The 17,536-nt window shown below is 44.5% G+C and carries 8 protein-coding genes; all 8 read left to right on the top strand.

Annotated elements, in window-relative coordinates:
* The first annotated feature begins 6 nt into the window (after nucleotides 1–6).
* Nucleotides 7–1,548, top strand: a complete 1,542-nt coding sequence (locus GV030_RS09080; RefSeq protein ID WP_159581932.1) for an alpha/beta hydrolase-fold protein — start codon at nucleotides 7–9, stop codon at nucleotides 1,546–1,548.
* 12 nt (nucleotides 1,549–1,560) lie between these two features.
* The gene (locus GV030_RS09075) at nucleotides 1,561–2,565 is read left to right on the top strand and encodes a GRP family sugar transporter (protein WP_159581930.1); all 1,005 of its coding nucleotides are present in this window, start codon (nucleotides 1,561–1,563) and stop codon (nucleotides 2,563–2,565) included.
* An 84-nt stretch (nucleotides 2,566–2,649) separates the two neighbouring features.
* Nucleotides 2,650–3,450, top strand: coding sequence for a hypothetical protein (locus GV030_RS09070; RefSeq protein WP_159581928.1), 801 nt, complete (start codon nucleotides 2,650–2,652; stop codon nucleotides 3,448–3,450).
* A 573-nt stretch (nucleotides 3,451–4,023) separates the two neighbouring features.
* Nucleotides 4,024–5,655, top strand: a complete 1,632-nt coding sequence (locus GV030_RS09065) for a beta-N-acetylhexosaminidase (RefSeq protein ID WP_159581926.1) — start codon at nucleotides 4,024–4,026, stop codon at nucleotides 5,653–5,655.
* 95 nt (nucleotides 5,656–5,750) lie between these two features.
* Entirely contained in the window at nucleotides 5,751–9,932 is a 4,182-nt protein-coding gene (locus tag GV030_RS09060; RefSeq protein WP_159581924.1) for a hybrid sensor histidine kinase/response regulator transcription factor, read from the top strand.
* A 161-nt stretch (nucleotides 9,933–10,093) separates the two neighbouring features.
* Nucleotides 10,094–12,829 carry a carbohydrate binding domain-containing protein gene (locus GV030_RS09055; RefSeq protein ID WP_159581922.1) on the top strand — a complete coding sequence of 912 codons (2,736 nt, stop codon included), beginning with the start codon at nucleotides 10,094–10,096 and terminating at the stop codon, nucleotides 12,827–12,829.
* Between the two features lie 65 nt (nucleotides 12,830–12,894).
* Complete coding sequence (locus GV030_RS09050; protein WP_159581920.1) at nucleotides 12,895–16,023, top strand: TonB-dependent receptor; 3,129 nt, start codon at nucleotides 12,895–12,897, stop codon at nucleotides 16,021–16,023.
* Nucleotides 16,024–16,036: 13 nt separating this feature from the next.
* On the top strand, nucleotides 16,037–17,512 hold the full coding sequence (locus GV030_RS09045) for a RagB/SusD family nutrient uptake outer membrane protein (protein ID WP_159581918.1): 1,476 nt from the start codon (nucleotides 16,037–16,039) through the stop codon (nucleotides 17,510–17,512).
* Nucleotides 17,513–17,536: the final 24 nt, after the last annotated feature.

Here is a 17,536-nt window from a genome sequence, read left to right as displayed (position 1 = left end):
AAAAAGATGCATTCAATATTGATCGTTCTTTTGCTAAACTTTTCCATAGGTTTTGCACAGGAGAACTTGCGAATTATCGAAGGGCTCTCGATCGAAAGCGAGATATTGGGACAAGCCGTCAAGTATTCGATCATTCTTCCAGAGGAGTACCACGCTACCAAAAAATCATATCCTGTTGTCTATTTACTTCATGGTTTGGGAGATGATGAGTCTTCATGGTTAGAATACGGTCGTGTCAATCAGTATACAGATGGAGCCGTGAAGCAGGGAGATATTCAGCCGATGATTTATGTGATGCCGCAAGGGTTCCGAAATTATTATGTGAATGACTATGCGGGTACATTCCTGTACGAGGATATGTTTATCGATGAGCTTATTCCTTTTATTGATAATACCTACAGAACAATTCCAGACAGGGATCATCGCGCAACAATGGGTTACTCCATGGGTGGGTACGGTGCCCTCATCCTACCGCTGAAACATCCTGAGGTTTTTACTATTAGCGTTCCGCTAAGTATATCTGTTCGCACAGATCAACAATACATGACAGAAGACGCGTCAGGATGGGATGATCAATGGGGGAGACTTTTTGGCGGTGTTAGTGAAACAGGAGAGAATCGCATCACAGATTACTATAAGCAACATTCTCCCTTCCATATCTTCAAAGCGCCAAACCTCACAAAGTTTAGTGACCTTAAACTCTACATTGATAATGGTGATGACGAATATACGCTTTGCAGAAGCAATGAAGAGTTGCATATTCTACTTCGAGATCGCAATTTTCCACATGAGTTTAGAGTTAGGGACGGAGGTCATGAATTTTCGTATTGGCGGGAAGCATTGCCCAATGGCCTACGCTTTATCAGTGATGCTTTCGATGGAAAGAAATACAGAGGTGATATAAGAGCGGTAGAGGATACTATTCCAACGAACGCTGATATAAGGATAATTAAGGAGACACAATATGAGATTGTACTGCCTGATGACTACAGCATATCAAATCGTTTGTATCCGGTGGTTTTTTTTATTGGTGACTTCCAATCTCAAGAGAAGAAGGACATTATTGAGAAAGTCCAATATGACATGGAGACAGGCCACTTGGCACCAATGATAGTAGCTTTTATCAATGAGGATGAGACAGGGCTTCTTGAGACAATCATACCTGATATTGAAAGGAATTACAGAGCAAGAAGTGGCTATCGATTTCGGGCACTGATAGGCTATAACAAGGGTGGAGCTACAGCTCTGGAATATGCACTTAACCCGGAAGTCTTTACATCCTGTGTTGTTTTTGATGCGCCATTGGATTGTAGCTCCCTGGAAGAAGCATTTAGTAAGAATAAAAAAGCACTTCACCGAACATGGTATTTCATCAATACAACAGAGGATAATCCAAATTATCAAGCCAATGGCTGTGCTCATGTTTTTTTACGTGAGGAAGACGTCTACCACGAGTATCGTGTCAGGGAGAGCACAGGAAGGGACGCCAATGATTTAGTTGGGCTCTCTGAAGCATTAAGGTTTACTCAAAGAAAAATTCACAGATAACCAAATAGACCTATGTACATTATTAGTAGTTACTCGATTGCAGTGTTCTTTACCATCATCACTATGCTGTGTTGGGGGTCATGGGGCAATACCCAGAAATTGGCGGCAAAGACCTGGCGCTTTGAATTGTTCTATTGGGATTACGTCATAGGAATCCTCATCCTATCCGTTCTTTTTGGTTTGACATTGGGAAGCACAGGTGATCAAGGTCGGGGATTTGTTGAGGACTTGGGACAGCTGAGTAGCAGCACCATCTGGAGCGCAATTATAGGAGGTGTTATTTTCAATGCTTCCAATATTCTTCTTTCAGCATCCATTTCAATAGCCGGCATGGCGGTGGCATTTCCCCTGGGTGTCGGAATAGCCTTGGTGTTGGGGGTGATAGTGAATTACGTGAGTGCACCCAAAGGCGATCCTGTTATGCTTTTCATCGGTGTGGCATTGATCATGATTGCTATCATTTTGAATGGAATTGCTTCAGGAAAAATGACAAAGGATGGTAAAAAATCATCGTCAAAGGGAATCTGGCTTGCCTTAATCGCAGGAGTACTCATGTCTTTCTTCTATCGGTTTGTTGCTGCTGCTATGGATGTCAATAGTTTTGAAGCACCATTGGCAGGATTGGCAACGCCTTATACTGCCTTCTTCATTTTTGCGATCGGTATTTTCATCAGCAATTTCCTTTTCAATACAATCATTATGAAAAGACCCTTTGTCGGACAGCCTGTTACCTACAAGGAATACTTTAAAGGGGGCTTCTCCACACACCTGGTAGGTGTAATCGGTGGATTAATCTGGGGGCTTGGAATGATTTTAAGTATTCTTTCTGCCGGTAAAGCAGGTACCGCAATATCCTATGGACTCGGACAAGGAGCTACAATGGTTGCGGCGCTTTGGGGAGTATTTATATGGAAAGAATTTAAAGGAGGTGGCAGGTCAGTGAATATGCTTTTGTTCTTAATGTTCCTGCTCTTTATTTCCGGACTTGTGCTCATCATACTTTCTGGAGGAAATTAATATAAGTATTGATGAATCAGCTTTAAATGGATAATAAGTAGCGTGTATTTAAAATAATTTTTAACCCGATTAAACGATTAAATTATGAAAAAGTATCTGATGTTTATGAGTGCTATTGTACTTGGAGCTAGTACAATATTTATGAGTTCGTGTAAAGATGACGAAGGAGGGGATCCTGTCATTGTTGAGCCATCATTAATTAAGACAATCTCTATTGATTATTCAGGAGGTGCTGGAGAGGAAGTTGAGTCGTGGCAATTTAACTATGACGACAATGATCGTGTAGCGAGTATTGATGTTTTTTGGAATGGAGAGTCAGATGGAACAACCGTTTATGACTATTCTGTTGCCAATCAACTCACTATTACCAGAGGAGAGAGTTCAACCGTATATATTTTAAATGCTGAAGGATTGGTAATCAAGGAGCTATGGGATGACGAGGGAACCGAATGGGAAGGTTACGAATACAACTCAGATGGACAAATGATCAAGGTTGTTGAGCACTATGGTGGTGTCGATCATTTAAAGTATGACCTGGTGATTTCGGAAGGAAACGTTACGAACAGAATCCGTTACAATGATGACGGTACCGTACGAGAAGACCGTGAGTTCACGTATACAATTGGTGACAACCTGAGTGGTATCCATCAAATCTATCAAGTGGACTCAGAGTGGAAAAATGTGGGCGGTACATTCGGTAAGCAGAGTGCCAAACTGGCTGATGGTTACCTTCGTAAGATTACCGAGGATCCTTCCTCCGCTTTTACAGCAAAGTTTGTGTATACTTTTGATGAGGAAAACAGAGTTGCCACACAGACCAAAAATGGCACGAGCAGTGGCGGTCCTTTTTCAGAGTCATGGGCGTATACTTATTATGAGGATTAATTACTCAACCATTACTAGCATCAATGAGGTTTGATTTGAAGGGAAGTTAATGGGATGAATGTATTTATGTTTAGTCCGGTTTATGGTTGTCATTATTCCCCAAAGTCACTCCTTTTGAATTGAAAAAAGTTCTACAAAGGATATGTAGCTACTTAATTATCGTAGTAAAGCATAGGTCCCTTCATAGTACAAAAAGCCACTCTCAGGAGTGGCTTTTTTATTTGGGGAGCCTTATCGAGCCTATGGTCTCGTTCTAACTTATTCTGAAGTTTCCTGAAATAGTCAGCGTTTCATTTTGAAGAGGCGATCAGGTTTTTCACTTCTTTGAATTGAACTTACGCTGATCCAGGCCTTTCGCAGCCTTATGTTTCTCGCGCTCGTAGATGAGAGGGTTAAACACATGTTCACGCTGTTGACCACAATGGTATTCCAGGATTTAATATATTTATTGGATCGATCAATCCAAAAAGAAACATCTCCCCCTTATAAACGCAACACTTACCCCCTTCAATTAATGGTCAATACCCCGTTTTTTGTTAGAAATAATTTTCAACTCAATTTTAAGAAATCATCATGGGGAACCACACGCTAAACATATTCAGGGGTCATCTATATGCGTATCTCATCCTACTGTCAGGTCTATGCTTTGGACAGGTAGCTAATATTTTACCCTATCCCAATCAAATAGAATTGCTCAAGGGAGACTTTTTGTTGGATCAGACTACCGGGATCATATCTGGTGAAGAAAGCAAAGGGCTGGCTGAAGATCTGCATGTTTATCTGCAGGACGTGGGGGTGCCTGTGCTGCAGGTCAAAGCAAGTAAAAATATAGTCTTTGAAAAGAAACCGGCATTTGGTCGGGAGGAATATGAGATTAACATCCAGAAAAACGAAGTGAAACTTATAGCATCAGGTGCCACAGGGTGGTTCTATAGCATCCAGACCTTGAAGCAATTGATTCCCGATAACGTGAATTCTTCTCAGGGAGTTGTCCTTAAAAATATGCGCATAGTTGATGGTCCCAGATTTAGCTGGCGGGCGTTCATGTTGGATGAGTCCAGACATTTTCGTGGGAAAGAAGGGGTGAAAGTTCTTCTGGATGAAATGGCACGACTGAAAATGAATGTTTTTCACTGGCATCTGGTGGATGATCAGGGCTGGAGAGTTGAAATCAAGAAATACCCTCTGTTAACACAAATTGGAAGTACCCGGTCGAGTACACAGGTGGGTCCTGAAAAATATGACAGTCCTATACAAACAGGGGAGCGTCATTCTGGATACTACACCCAGGAGGAGATCAGGGAGATAGTGCAATATGCCGCTGAAAGGCAAATTACTGTGGTGCCAGAGATCGAAATGCCCGGTCATGCCAGTGCCGCCATTGCGTCATACTCCTGGTTGGGGGCCTCCAAGGAGAAAATTGATGTACCCACCACCTTTGGGGTGTTCTACAACGTCTACGACGTGTCAGATCCTAAAGTTATTCAGTTTTTGCATGATGTGCTCGATGAAATTATGGACTTGTTTCCTTCTGAAGTCATTCACATTGGTGGTGACGAGGTAAAATATGATCAGTGGAAAGAATCCCCCTCCATTCAGGCATATATGGCAGAGCAAGGACTTTCAACCCCGGCAGAATTACAGGTGCATTTTACCAACAACATATCGGCTTACCTTCAGAGCAAGGGTCGTCGTATGATGGGGTGGAATGAGATTTTGGGATTGAATTTGCATCACTATCAGGATGAATCAGACACTCAATCCGACCAGGAGCTTGCCAAAGAGTCGGTGGTGCACTTCTGGAAAGGGGATCTGGCTATGGCTACCGAGGCGGCTTCTTCTGACTATGACATTGTCAATTCATTGCACTCCAATACCTATCTAAATTACGCCTACAGAAATATCCCTCTGCAGATGGCTTATGAATACAATCCAGTTCCGGATGGTCTGCAGCCCCAGTACCATGATAAGGTTATTGGCCTGGGCTGTCAGATGTGGACAGAATGGGCTCCGAGTAAAGGGCAATTGCATTATCAGATTTTCCCGAGGATTGCCGCCTATGCAGAGGTAGGGTGGACCAATATGAAGCAAAAAGATTACACCAGATTTCTCTCCAGTTTGGAAGTGTACAGCAAAGGCTGGGAGGGGAGAGGAATTTATTTTGCCCCAATCCCGATAGCCCAGTCCGTTGAGAAAAGCAACTAGTCTAAGAATTGACCTAAGCCATATTACCTCACTTTAATAAAAATGATTATTTTATGATGTGATGAAACCTGTGTGAGGGCTCAACTGAAAATGGAATGGTCACAATTGACTTGGTAATTAGCGGGATCAACAAAGTACTACAGCAAATGCTCCTTGCCTTTGGCATGGGGCTTTTTGTATTGGAGCTAGGTGCACAGCCTGATATTAATCGCATTCATACCCTTGATCAACCGGTGACCGATGTGTCCGATCTGATTCAGGATGAGGCTGGGTTTATCTGGATTGCCACTTACGAAGGGGTAATAAAGTATGATGGCTACACACTGATGCCTTTTCACCCCGTCAATGAGCCGGATCTCCATCTAAGGATTCAGGGCATTGAAGAAATTGTAAGATCATCCTCAGGACACTTGTGGATTGCCCACCAAAGGGGAGTTTCGTGCATTGATTTATCTAGTTCCAAATACGTTCTGTTTCAGGGTGTCGATGGCAGTAGTACCTACTCTCTGCTGCAGAATAAGTGGGCCTATCGCCTCACGGAGGATCAGGGTGGCGATATTTGGGTGGGCACTTTGGAAGAGGGGTTGACCAAGATATCGTGGAGTCATAACCTGGAGGATCGGCCCCTGCTAAGTACCTATTTTGAGAATTCTACCATCGAGTCACTGAAGACTTCAGAAGATGCGCTATGGGTTTCGATTAAGGATCTTGGTGTCTATAGAATGGCCTCAGACGATGTTTTTCGACACATTTGGCCCATCAGAAAGGAGAGTGCTGATGTCAAAATCCGATATTCAGATATTGAAGTAGATCAGAAAACCAAGTCAGTCTGGTTGACGTCCTGGGAGGATGGGCTGTCCCGGTTACAGATGGATACGAAGTTTTCTGAGGTACTACAGTTTCACAACTGGAAAGCCCAGGATAGTCAGCCAAGTGCGTTTTACAAGGCGGTGCGGACCAGTGATGGGATCATTTGGATCGCTTCCTACGGGTTGGGGCTCTATAACTTTGATCCGACCACTGAAACCTTCCAAAATTTCCAATACAATCGGGACAGCAAGAACAGCATCCCAAATGATATCATCATTTCACTCTTTAAGGACAGACAGGAAAACATCTGGTTAGGCACCTTCGGTAATGATATTGCTGTAGTGCATCCGGGCAGAAATCAGTTTATGAGGCCCACACTGCTCGATGATGAGGCTGATATGAAAAGCCAGAAGAGCGTGGTGTCGATAGTGGAAACCCATAACCAAACTATATGGCTAGCCACTTCACGACGCGGGGTTTACCGATCCACCTACCTGCCCAAGTCAGGCGTGCGGGAGGAATTTGAAAAAGTAAGAGAACTCTCAGGTCTGGGCCCTGTGGATTTTTTGTTCAAGGACTCCAGGGATAATCTGTGGATCAATATTTCGGTAAAGGGTTGGTACAAGTACGACACACGTGAGGGGCACCTGAGTAAGATTACCTGGATTGAAAATCAGTCTGTCGACAGAATAGCCGATGCCATAGAGACTCCGGATGGTAATTTCTGGATGGCCACCAGAACCAACGGTTTACTCAAGATCAATAATCAGGAAAAAACCACCAAACGATACAGGAATATAGAGGGGGATTCTTCTTCGCTGAATAGCAATGCGGTTTACTGTTTGTTTTCCGACAGTTCAGGGCGGCTATGGGTCGGGACCAACAATGGGATAGCCGTCAAAAATATAGGAGTCGATTCCTTCGTGCGATTGCAACATGATCCTGACAATGATCATTCATTATCCCACAATGAAGTCAATCAGATAGTAGAAAGTGATGGAGTTATCTGGGTGGCTACCATGCGAGGACTTAACAAGATCTCCTACAGTTCGCCACTCGGGGCAGACCGGTTTTTGATTTATGATCAAACCGACGGACTGGCGGATGATAATATTAAATCCATCATTGCGGCAGACAATGGACAGATCTGGATGGGAACCAAATACGGAATTTCGTGTCTGCAAAAGCAGACTGAGCGATTTTACAACTTTGATCTTACAAACAACCTACAGTCATACTCCTTTAATCCCCGATCCATACTCAAAGATCGGGAAGGCTTTATTTATTTCGGGAGTATTCTCGGGCTAAACATCATTCATCCTGATAGCATTACGTTCTCGGAAACTAATTTTCCGGTGAGGTTGACACAGTTTCGGTTGCTAAACCAAACGGTCAGTCATGGAGAAGTCATAGCTGGCAGGGTCCTCCTCGCAGATGATATCTCTCAGACCGAAAGAATTGAACTGGCCAGTGACGAGAATTCGATTTCGTTTCGTTTTTCCACCCTCAACTACAAGAGCAATCACATTGACCACTTTCAGTATAAGTTGGAGGGATTTGATAAACAATGGATCAAAACCAACAGCAACGAGGCATCATATACCAACCTGGACCCTGGAACGTATCGGTTTTTGGTAAAAAAGGAATCACAGACAAGGAATAATGGGGCTGAGGTAGAAGTGATCATCCTTCCTCATTTTTTGCAATCCACAGAAGCAAGGATCATCTACATTTTGGCTTTAATAGGGATTTTGTACCTGATCCACCGGATCATAAAATCTAACAATGAGTTGAAAATAGCCAAAATAGAGAAAGCCAAAGAGCATGAACTCACACAAACCAAACTCAGGTTTTTTACCAATATTTCCCATGAGCTAAGAACTCCGCTTACCTTGATTAAAGGTTATTTGGATGAACTGGTAGTAGCTAAGGCCACAGATGTGAGATGGGGTAGCCCACTCAATGCGATCTATCAAAACACACAAAAACTCCTCATGCTTATCAATCAGCTTTTGGACTTTCGAAAGATCGAGAATGACAGCCTTGGAGTGAGTGTTTCCAAAGTAGATGTCAATGAGCAAATCGATGAAGTCATTAATTTTTTCCGCTATTCTGCCGAGCGCCAGTCCAAAAAAATAGAGTTCCACAGTGACTTTTCAGGTCAGTACTGCTGGTATGATGAAGATAAGCTGGAAAAAATTCTATTTAACCTGATTTCAAATGCCTTGAAATTTTCAGATTCCGGAGGCACAGTCAGAGTGACCCTTCTGGTGACGGATAATAAGGGGCATTTAGGCAATAAAGAAATCAAGAAAGTAATGATTTTGGAAGTGAAGGACACCGGACGAGGCATAGACAAGGCAAATCTCGAAGGAATCTTCAGGCGGTTTTATCAGGTAAACTCGGAAGGAGAAGAACACTTTCAGGGTTCAGGAATCGGGTTGGCCTTTACACAAAGGCTTGTGGAAATACAGCAGGGGATGATTTCTGTAGAAAGCGAACTCGGTCAGGGTACTACATTTAGGGTTGTTCTTCCAGCTTCCAAAGACCACATCGCAGATTATATACCAGATGAAAACATGGAACTCACCGAAGGGAACCAGCATCGTGAGCTCAATGGGTGGCCGGATCTGTTAGAAACGGAGGTGCACGAAAATGATCCAGGCGATGTTGAGCTGGTTTTTACCGTACTGATTGTTGAAGATAATGCGGAGGTTCTCACCTTGCTCAAGCGGGTATTCAATACTGACTACAGGGTCTTTATGGCTAAAAATGGTCAGGAAGGTCTCGAATTGGCCCGGGAACTCCAGCCTGATATAGTGATTAGCGATGTAGTGATGCCAATTATGGGTGGATACGAGTTATGTAGGCAGTTGAAATCGAATTATATCACCTCTCACATACCGATTATTCTACTGTCAGCCAAAACCTCCGATGAGCATCAGGTAGAAGGTTTTGAGTTTGGTGCTGATGCCTATATGACCAAGCCGTTTAATGGCGAAGTGCTAAAAAGCCATATCAAAAGTATCATTACATCTCGCAAGGTTCTCAGAGATCGCTTTGCTATGGAACCTCATGTGGAGCCAAAGGACATTACTGTTAATTCTGAAGATGAGCGTTTTCTCCGCCAGGCCATAGATTTGGTGGAGAGTAACCTGAGAAACGAATCATTTACCACAGAGATGCTGGCTGATCAATTGAATATGAGCCGTACCGTACTCTTTCGCAAAATGAAGAACCTGACAGGCTGTTCGGCTAATGCTTTCATTAAGAAAATCAGAATGAAACAAGCAGCCTATTTGATAGAGAAGAATTTTGGCAACCTCACACAGATCTGCTATGAGGTAGGCCTCAATGATGTGAAGCATTTTAGAAACTCCTTTAAGGAACATTTCGGGGTTACCCCATCCGACTACAAAGCAGGGATTAAACCCCCAGATGGAATTACAAGTAAAAACCGGTTATAAAGGTCCTGTGAGGTGATTTGGGAAACATTTACCCCTTCTTTTCGCAACATAGCCCCCCAGTTTTTTCCTTGTTTTATAGCGTAGTTTGTTTGGTGAACGGGTACCAAATGGTGTCTGTATGACTCCCTCGGGAGTGACTACCAAACCAAAATAACTAAAATATGAGAAAGCATTTATTTTACCTCTTTTTAGCTTTAAGCGCTTATGGCAGTATCGCTCAGAATACTGCCCACAATGACTGGGATTTGTTGGATAAGTCCGTCCGTCGCGGGCACTGGTCCTGGCGAAACCTAGGGACATCTAGTCCACAGGTTCAGGATTCCTATCTGGATTTCTGTGCCAATAAGTCTATTTCAGATGTTTACATGTTTTGTATTCCGGAATGGCAGTGGTCTTCCTCACTCAAGGATGACTCTGAAATAGGATCTTTGGCTTATCAGGACTCATTGGCGGCTTTTATCAGCAAAGCAAACGCCAGGGGAGTAAAGGTTTGGGCCCTCTATTATAACTGGGCGTTCATAGAGACAGACGAAGAAGGTAACTATCTGTACAGACCTGATGGGTCTCTGAAGGCATCTGTGGACACCATGGGAAATGTCCCCAACAACGAGCACATCACAGCAGCCAACCAGATCATGGATGCCATAGGCAAATTTAATCAGCGTCATCCTAATGCTGGATTTCACGGGGTGCAGTTTGATCAGGAGCCCAAAAGCGAACGGTTTCATGTTCCCTACCTCGATTATTGTAAAACGGCTACTCAAAGAGCAGATGCCTGGAACGAGGTACTTAAAAGCCAGGGTGCCCGACCATTCTATCACTCGGCAGCACTTCGACCTTCGTGGGTAAGTTATGAGACAATCACTTACGAAGGTGAAGACAATTATGTGGCATACCATTACATAAAAAATGCCCATCATGCTGCCATGATGAACTATACCAGTAATAACAACAATTTCATCTTTTTCGGTTCCAGATTACTACATTGGGCAGATTCCCTGCCCGGTAAGAAATTCGTTTCGGTTGGTATAGAGACGGATGATATCCTGGGTCTGTGGGAAGGCTCTGAATATGAAACCTATGCCGACGAGATCTATGCGGAAAACGACAACACCCGATTCAACTTGTTTGAGTCTGATATGGACAGTGCCCAGGGAGTCTTCGAACAATACGCCTCTTTTGACCGGATAGCCATCCATTCGGATGGATATATCGAACATTGGTTTGATGGTGCAGAAATTGATAGTGTAGGCCCTACTCCCGGAGGAACCAGTTTTGTAGACCTTACTGTGGACAGTTCTCCCAATGCTAACGCGGGTTGGTGGGATACAGGCACCAATCAGTTCAATTTACTGGACAATGGCGGCTTTGAGGATGGTGACTCACCCTGGGTTTGGGGTTACCTGGGCAACGGACGTATCAGTAGCAATGCACAATCAGGCTCCTATTCTGGTAAAATAGTCTATGACAATCAGGTGGCCAGAACTGTGACAGGCCTGAAGCCCAATCAGCAATATGTACTGTCTGTCAGTCTAAAAGCAGCGAGTGCAGGGTCAGTATCTTACATCATCTTAGAAGACTATGATGGAGCCAGCGCATATCAAAGTACCACAGTAAATGCCGGCACTACTTATCAGACTCAGTCGGTTACTTTCACTACAGGTGACAGTGACAATTCAGTTGACTTGCTGGTCTATAATGAATCTCCTGGTAATGATCTTTTTGTAGATGATTTTGTCCTGAAAGAGGTTCAAAATTCACCTGGTCTGGCGGTGGCCAATCTGGGTTTCGAGGAGGGCGATAGCCCCTGGGCCTGGGGTTACCTAGGCAATGGAAGAGTAGCAGAAAACGCCCATTCAGGAACCTATGTAGGCAAGGTTGTCTATGATAATCAGGTTCTCAGGACTTTTGGTGGGCTTATGCCCGGTACCACCTATAAGGTGTCAGCGTATCTAAAGACCTCATCACCGGGAGGTACTGCGTACCTGATTGCGAGTGATTTTGATGGAGGCAGCTCTCAGATTAGTGTCACGGCCAGTACAGACTCTCTTTATAACGTCTTCCAAAATACTTTCACCTTAGGAGCGTCAGATACATCGGTGCAAATTGCTGTGTACAATGAATCTGTTGGGAATGACCTGTTTGCAGATGATTTTGAAATAATCGAAATAGAGGGGCCGATGGAATATCAGTATGATAACATGAGTTTCGAAGAAGGTGATTCTCCATGGGTTTGGGGTTATTTGGGAAATGGCCGGGTATCGGGTAATGCCCGTACAGGAACATACGCAGGTGAGATCGTCTATGACAATCTTGTGCAGCGTACTTTCACCGGCCTCCAGTCAAATACTGAGTACACCATCTCTGCTTTTGCCAAGGCTGCTTCCACAGGTTCCATTGGATACCTCATTGTTCAGGACTATGATGGTACAACCTCTCAGCATAGCGTGACCATCAACGCCGGAACCAGCTATTCGTTAATTCAAAACACCTTTACCACTGGTGCAAATGACAACTCTGTGGTAGTTGTGGTCTACAATGAGAGTCCGGGAAACAACCTTTATGTGGATGATTTTGAACTGGTGGAAGGCTCCGGTAGCGCCCGTAATGCCGATGTGGTGCCCATTCCGTCCAAGGAGGTTGCTGCTCTCACGATTTATCCCAATCCGGCAGATAACTTCCTGAGAATTGATCTGGAAATTGAGTCCCAAATTCACGATCTTATGATTTATGACATCAATGGTAAGGTGGTTTTGATCAAAGACGGTGAGGATTTTACATCCCTCGAAGTGAATCAGGTGGATATATCAGGACTCAAAAACGGAATGTATATGGTATCCGTGATCTTGAAAAATGGCGAACAGATTGGTCGAAAGTTAGTGATCCATCGCCAGTAGAGGAAAATCAGAACTCACTAAGAACCAGCTCTGGTAAAGTCTATTGTCGATAAAATATTGAAATCATGAAAAGAAGAATACAAAATATAGTCATACCCATCAAAATGGTGCTGACCTGCATCATGTGCCTGCTGTGTGGTATAGGGTTAGCTGAAGGATTACCGTCAGTTGAGGGAGAGAAGATCAAGGTACCTGCTCAGGTGTTGGATATTTCGGTATCTGGCCGAGTAACCGACTCAAAAGGAGAGGGACTTCCTGGGGTGAGTGTGGTGGTGAAAGATGCCAGTTCAGGGACCATTACTGATGTAGATGGTAATTACCGACTCCAGGTACCAGACAATGCTGCCCTGATTTTCTCCTATGTGGGGTTTATTACCAGAGAGGTTAAGGTTAATTACAGGTCTGTAATTGACGTTGCTCTGGAGGAAAACTTACAGGAGTTGGATGAAGTGGTGGTCATCGGCTATGGTACCCAACAGAAAAAGGATCTTACAGGGGCTGTGTCATCATTGAGTGAGGAAGACTTCAATGTGGGAAGTATTTCCAGTGTGGAGCAGCTGGTGCAGGGCCGTACCACCGGGATACAGATTTCTACTCAGAGTGCAGAGCCAGGTGGGAATTTCGTCATCAGGGTTCGCGGAAATAACTCTATTCAAAACGACAATCAGCCAATATATGTGGTGGATGGCTTCCCTATGGATAACCTGGATAACAGCATCAATCCCAGCAATATCAAGTCGATAGAGGTACTCAAAGATGCTTCGGCCGCCGCTATTTATGGCACTAGAGGTGCCAATGGAGTGATCATTATCACCACCAAGCAGGGTAAATCCGGTGCAGTCAATATCGACTACAATGCGGAGTACGGTCAGCAGGTGGTTTCTAATCTGGATGCCTACGAGTTTCTAGGCACCAGGGCGTTTACAGAAAATGATAACCTCATCCAGCGTGTAAATGGTGCAATGGAGATGTATTCACCATCCAGAATAGATTCATTAGAGCAGTATTTTGGAAGCACCAATTGGCTCCAGGAAGCTTTTAGAGATGGAGCTACGGTCAACCATCAGCTGGGAATAAGCTCTGGCAAGGAGAATTCTCGGGTATATTTTTCTGCTGGATATTTCAACCAGCAAGGTGTAGTGCCCAGCACTGAGTTTTCAAGATACAATACCCGGATCAACTTAAACCAAAGGATGTTTGATGATAAGTTGACCTTTGGTCTGAACACAGGTATCACGTACACCAATACCAACTTTCTGGGATTCAATGCCAGCAACCTTCAGACAAATATTCTTAGAAATATTTTCGCTGATGCTCGTCCATTCGTCCCCAATAGACTAGATAACCTCACCGAAACGGAAATCCAACTACTGGGTGGTACCAGACCCATTAGTCCACTACAAACGATAGAAGCATCAGACAATGAGGCCAAGTCGACTTACATCCTTTCTACTGGATTTGTGGAGTTGGAAGTACTAGAGGGGCTGAAAGTCAAAGCGCTGGGGGGCAGCCGCATGTTTAATGGCAAAGAGTATGGATACCTCTCTCAGGAAAGCCACATAGTGGCAGGCACTTTGCAGCCAGGAGAAGCTGCCCTTACTAATAACCAGTCTTATGATTTGTTGTTTGAAGGGACGATAAACTATCAAAAGCGCCTCGGTAAACATGGTTTGAATTTACTGGCAGGTTATACCAACCAAAAGGTTATTTATGAGAGTTTCAGAGCAGGAGCTCGGGATTTTACCACCAATACCCTCGGATGGAATGCCCTGCAGGCGGGAGCCATTCCCACTACGCCATCTTCAGGAACCAGTGAGCGCAAATTGATTTCCTATTTGTCCAGGGCCATTTACGATTATGATGATCGTTACTTACTGACACTTACCTTTAGACGAGACGGATCATCTAAATTTGGGGCGAACAATAAGTGGGCAAATTTCCCGGCTGCTGCCGTAGGATGGAAAGTTCATAATGAAGCCTTTATGTCCGGTCAGTCCCTGTTATCCAACCTGAAGCTAAGGGCCAGCTATGGTATCACAGGCTCTGAAAGGTTTAGAGTTGGCCTGGCACAGACTCAGTTTCAGGCCAATGCTCCTGTGACCCTGGATGGCGATAATCAATCCATAGGTACAGTGCCAAGTGTTTTGGGCAATGATAACCTCCAGTGGGAAGAGACTACTCAGATGGATCTTGGTACGGATATCGGCTTGTTCAAAGATCGTATTGTTCTTGAGTTTGATTACTATGTAAAAAACACCGACAAGCTCATTGTCACCAAGTCGTTGCCCCCCTCACTGGGGTTTGGATCCATTATTACCAATGTTGGGCGTATTCAAAACTCTGGGGTCGAAATACTACTCTCCAGCAACAACGTGACCTCCAAAAACTTTAGCTGGGTGACAGACATCAACGTTTCTTTCAATAGCAACGAAATCAAAGAAGTACTGCTTCCTGAAGGATCAGAGTTTCTGGAAGGAGCTGAATTGAAGCCAATCGGTCAGTTGGATCGGGCACCCTACACCATTATTCAAAAAGGCATTCCCGTGAATTCATTCTATGGCTATAAAGTGAGAGGAGTGTTGCAAGAAGGAGAAACTGACGATTTACAACCATCGGCGGTTCCTGGTGATGCCTTGTATCATGACATAGATGGAGACAGTGCCATCACATCCGCCGACAGAACCATTCTGGGCCATGGTTTTCCAAAATATCTGGCCGGACTCACCAATACCATCAGCTACAAATCCTTCCAGCTGTCCTTTTTCTTCAGTGGTGTATTTGATGCCGATGTACTCAATGTCAACAGAGAGATAGGCTACAGAACCAACCGCCTGGAATCAGCTTTGGAGCGCTGGACCCCTGAGACACCCGATGGTACCAGACCATTTAGAAATCACTCAGGTCAGTTCTGGGTCAATGATGATCTGGTGGAAGATGCAAGCTTTATTCGATTGAAAAACATCTCTCTCTCTTATGATCTTCCGGTCAATAAAATGGGATTGAAATTTGTGCAAAACCTTCGCCTATACGCCTCTGCCTCTAACCTATATACCTGGACTAACTACTCGGGTTTTGATCCTGAAGTGAGTTCCAGGGTAAACGCCACCACCAATTTGAACATTGGTTCAGGGGTGGATCTATATTCATACCCGCTCCAGAAGTCTTATGCAGTAGGGGTAAAAGTGAAATTTTAAAATCGTGTCAATCATGAAATACTTAAGAATTAAAATACTATCAATATTGCTCGCTTTGACCTGCTTGTCATGCGAAAATGACCTTACAGAAGAGCTCAAGGGCAGCCTGAGTGCCAGTACGCTGGTATCAGAGTCTGACGCGAGAGCCCTGGTGGATGGTATCTATAACCAGATGCTGACCGGAGGTTGGTTTTATTACGGATCGGGTCAGATGGTCAAGCTTAATGATGGGATTACCGATGTGATGGTGGAAGGCCGAACCTCTAATCTGGAGCAATATCACTGGACCGAGAGCCATGCCGACATGGTTTGGTCATCGGCCTATGTGTTGATCAATCGAGCCAATACAGCACTGGAACTCATAGAGGGGATGGATGAGTCCAGCTTTGCCTCGGCGGATGCCAAAGCAGCATTAATGGGTGAAGCGCTTTTCCTTCGTTCACTTGCATACTTTGATCTGACAGGGCTGTTTGGTGCGGTACCACTTAGGCTGGGAGCTACCAGTGATCCAAATGAGCTTCCAAGCCGCACACCCGAAGGAGAAGTCTATGCACAACTCATCTCTGACCTGGAAACTGCAGCAGAGGATTTGCCTCCGGTACAGGATGGTGTGGGCAAGGCCACTCGTGGTGCTGCCCTTACCCTGTTGGCTAAGATTGCGTTTCGTCAAAAGGAATGGTCTTCCGCAGAAGGGTACATTGATCAGGTGATCGATCTTGGAGTTTACGATTTGTTTGAGGGGCAGTATGGAGCGCTTTTTTACGAATCAAACAGAAAAGACAATGAGTTTATTTTTGTAGTGATGTCCCTGGGTGCGGAGTACAATAAGTCCAATCACCATATCAAGTTTTTTACCCCTTGGGGCTATGATACCGGATGGTCAGAGACGGGTGTCCCCCTCCAAATCTACAACATGCTAGACCCCTCAGATGCAAGAAATGATGTGATAGAGAATGACTTGTCAGGAGCTTACTACGCTTATGTTCGGGATTATGGCACTGCCGCAGATTGGAAAGGCTTTGCTCTCCTCACCAAATACAGTGGATTTCGCCGGGATGTCACTGCACCTAATAGCATATGGGCCAATTACGCATCTTCGGCCCTTAACCAGCCGGTGTTCAGATATGCGGATATACTGCTGATGAAGGCTGAGGTAGAAAATGAGTTGAATGGCCCCACGGGAGTTGCCTACAATGCGATCAATGCAGTGCGAAATCGAGCAGGATTGGAGGGCTTGCCCACTGGGTTTGATCAGGGAGCATTCCGAACGGCCATTTTGAATGAAAGAGCGCTCGAGTTGGTCGGAGAAGGCCATCGCAAGGATGACCTCATTCGACATGGAGTGTTCGAAAGTACCATGACCCAATATCTGGTGGATCAGAATTATCCCAATCCCGTGACCGTCACACAGGACTATCGGGTGTACCCAATTCCACGACAGGAGTTGGACCTCAACCCTAATATGGAACCCAACCCGCTAAATAAATAAACCAAAACAAGGAGCCCCGACAAG

This window comes from Marinoscillum sp. 108 (assembly GCF_902506655.1).
GTDB lineage: Bacteria > Bacteroidota > Bacteroidia > Cytophagales > Cyclobacteriaceae > Marinoscillum > Marinoscillum luteum.
Note: the sequence above shows the minus strand (reverse complement) of the source record. Positions and strands in the feature narration are given on the sequence as shown.

Bases quoted from the DNA above. Each gene is read 5' to 3' on its own strand.
- GV030_RS09080 (WP_159581932.1), top strand. From the start codon at position 7: ATGCATTCAATATTGATCGTTCTTTTGCTAAACTTTTCCATAGGTTTT.
- GV030_RS09075 (WP_159581930.1), top strand. From the start codon at position 1,561: ATGTACATTATTAGTAGTTACTCGATTGCAGTGTTCTTTACCATCATC.
- GV030_RS09070 (WP_159581928.1), top strand. From the start codon at position 2,650: ATGAAAAAGTATCTGATGTTTATGAGTGCTATTGTACTTGGAGCTAGT.
- GV030_RS09065 (WP_159581926.1), top strand. From the start codon at position 4,024: ATGGGGAACCACACGCTAAACATATTCAGGGGTCATCTATATGCGTAT.
- GV030_RS09060 (WP_159581924.1), top strand. From the start codon at position 5,751: ATGGTCACAATTGACTTGGTAATTAGCGGGATCAACAAAGTACTACAG.
- GV030_RS09055 (WP_159581922.1), top strand. From the start codon at position 10,094: ATGAGAAAGCATTTATTTTACCTCTTTTTAGCTTTAAGCGCTTATGGC.
- GV030_RS09050 (WP_159581920.1), top strand. From the start codon at position 12,895: ATGAAAAGAAGAATACAAAATATAGTCATACCCATCAAAATGGTGCTG.
- GV030_RS09045 (WP_159581918.1), top strand. From the start codon at position 16,037: ATGAAATACTTAAGAATTAAAATACTATCAATATTGCTCGCTTTGACC.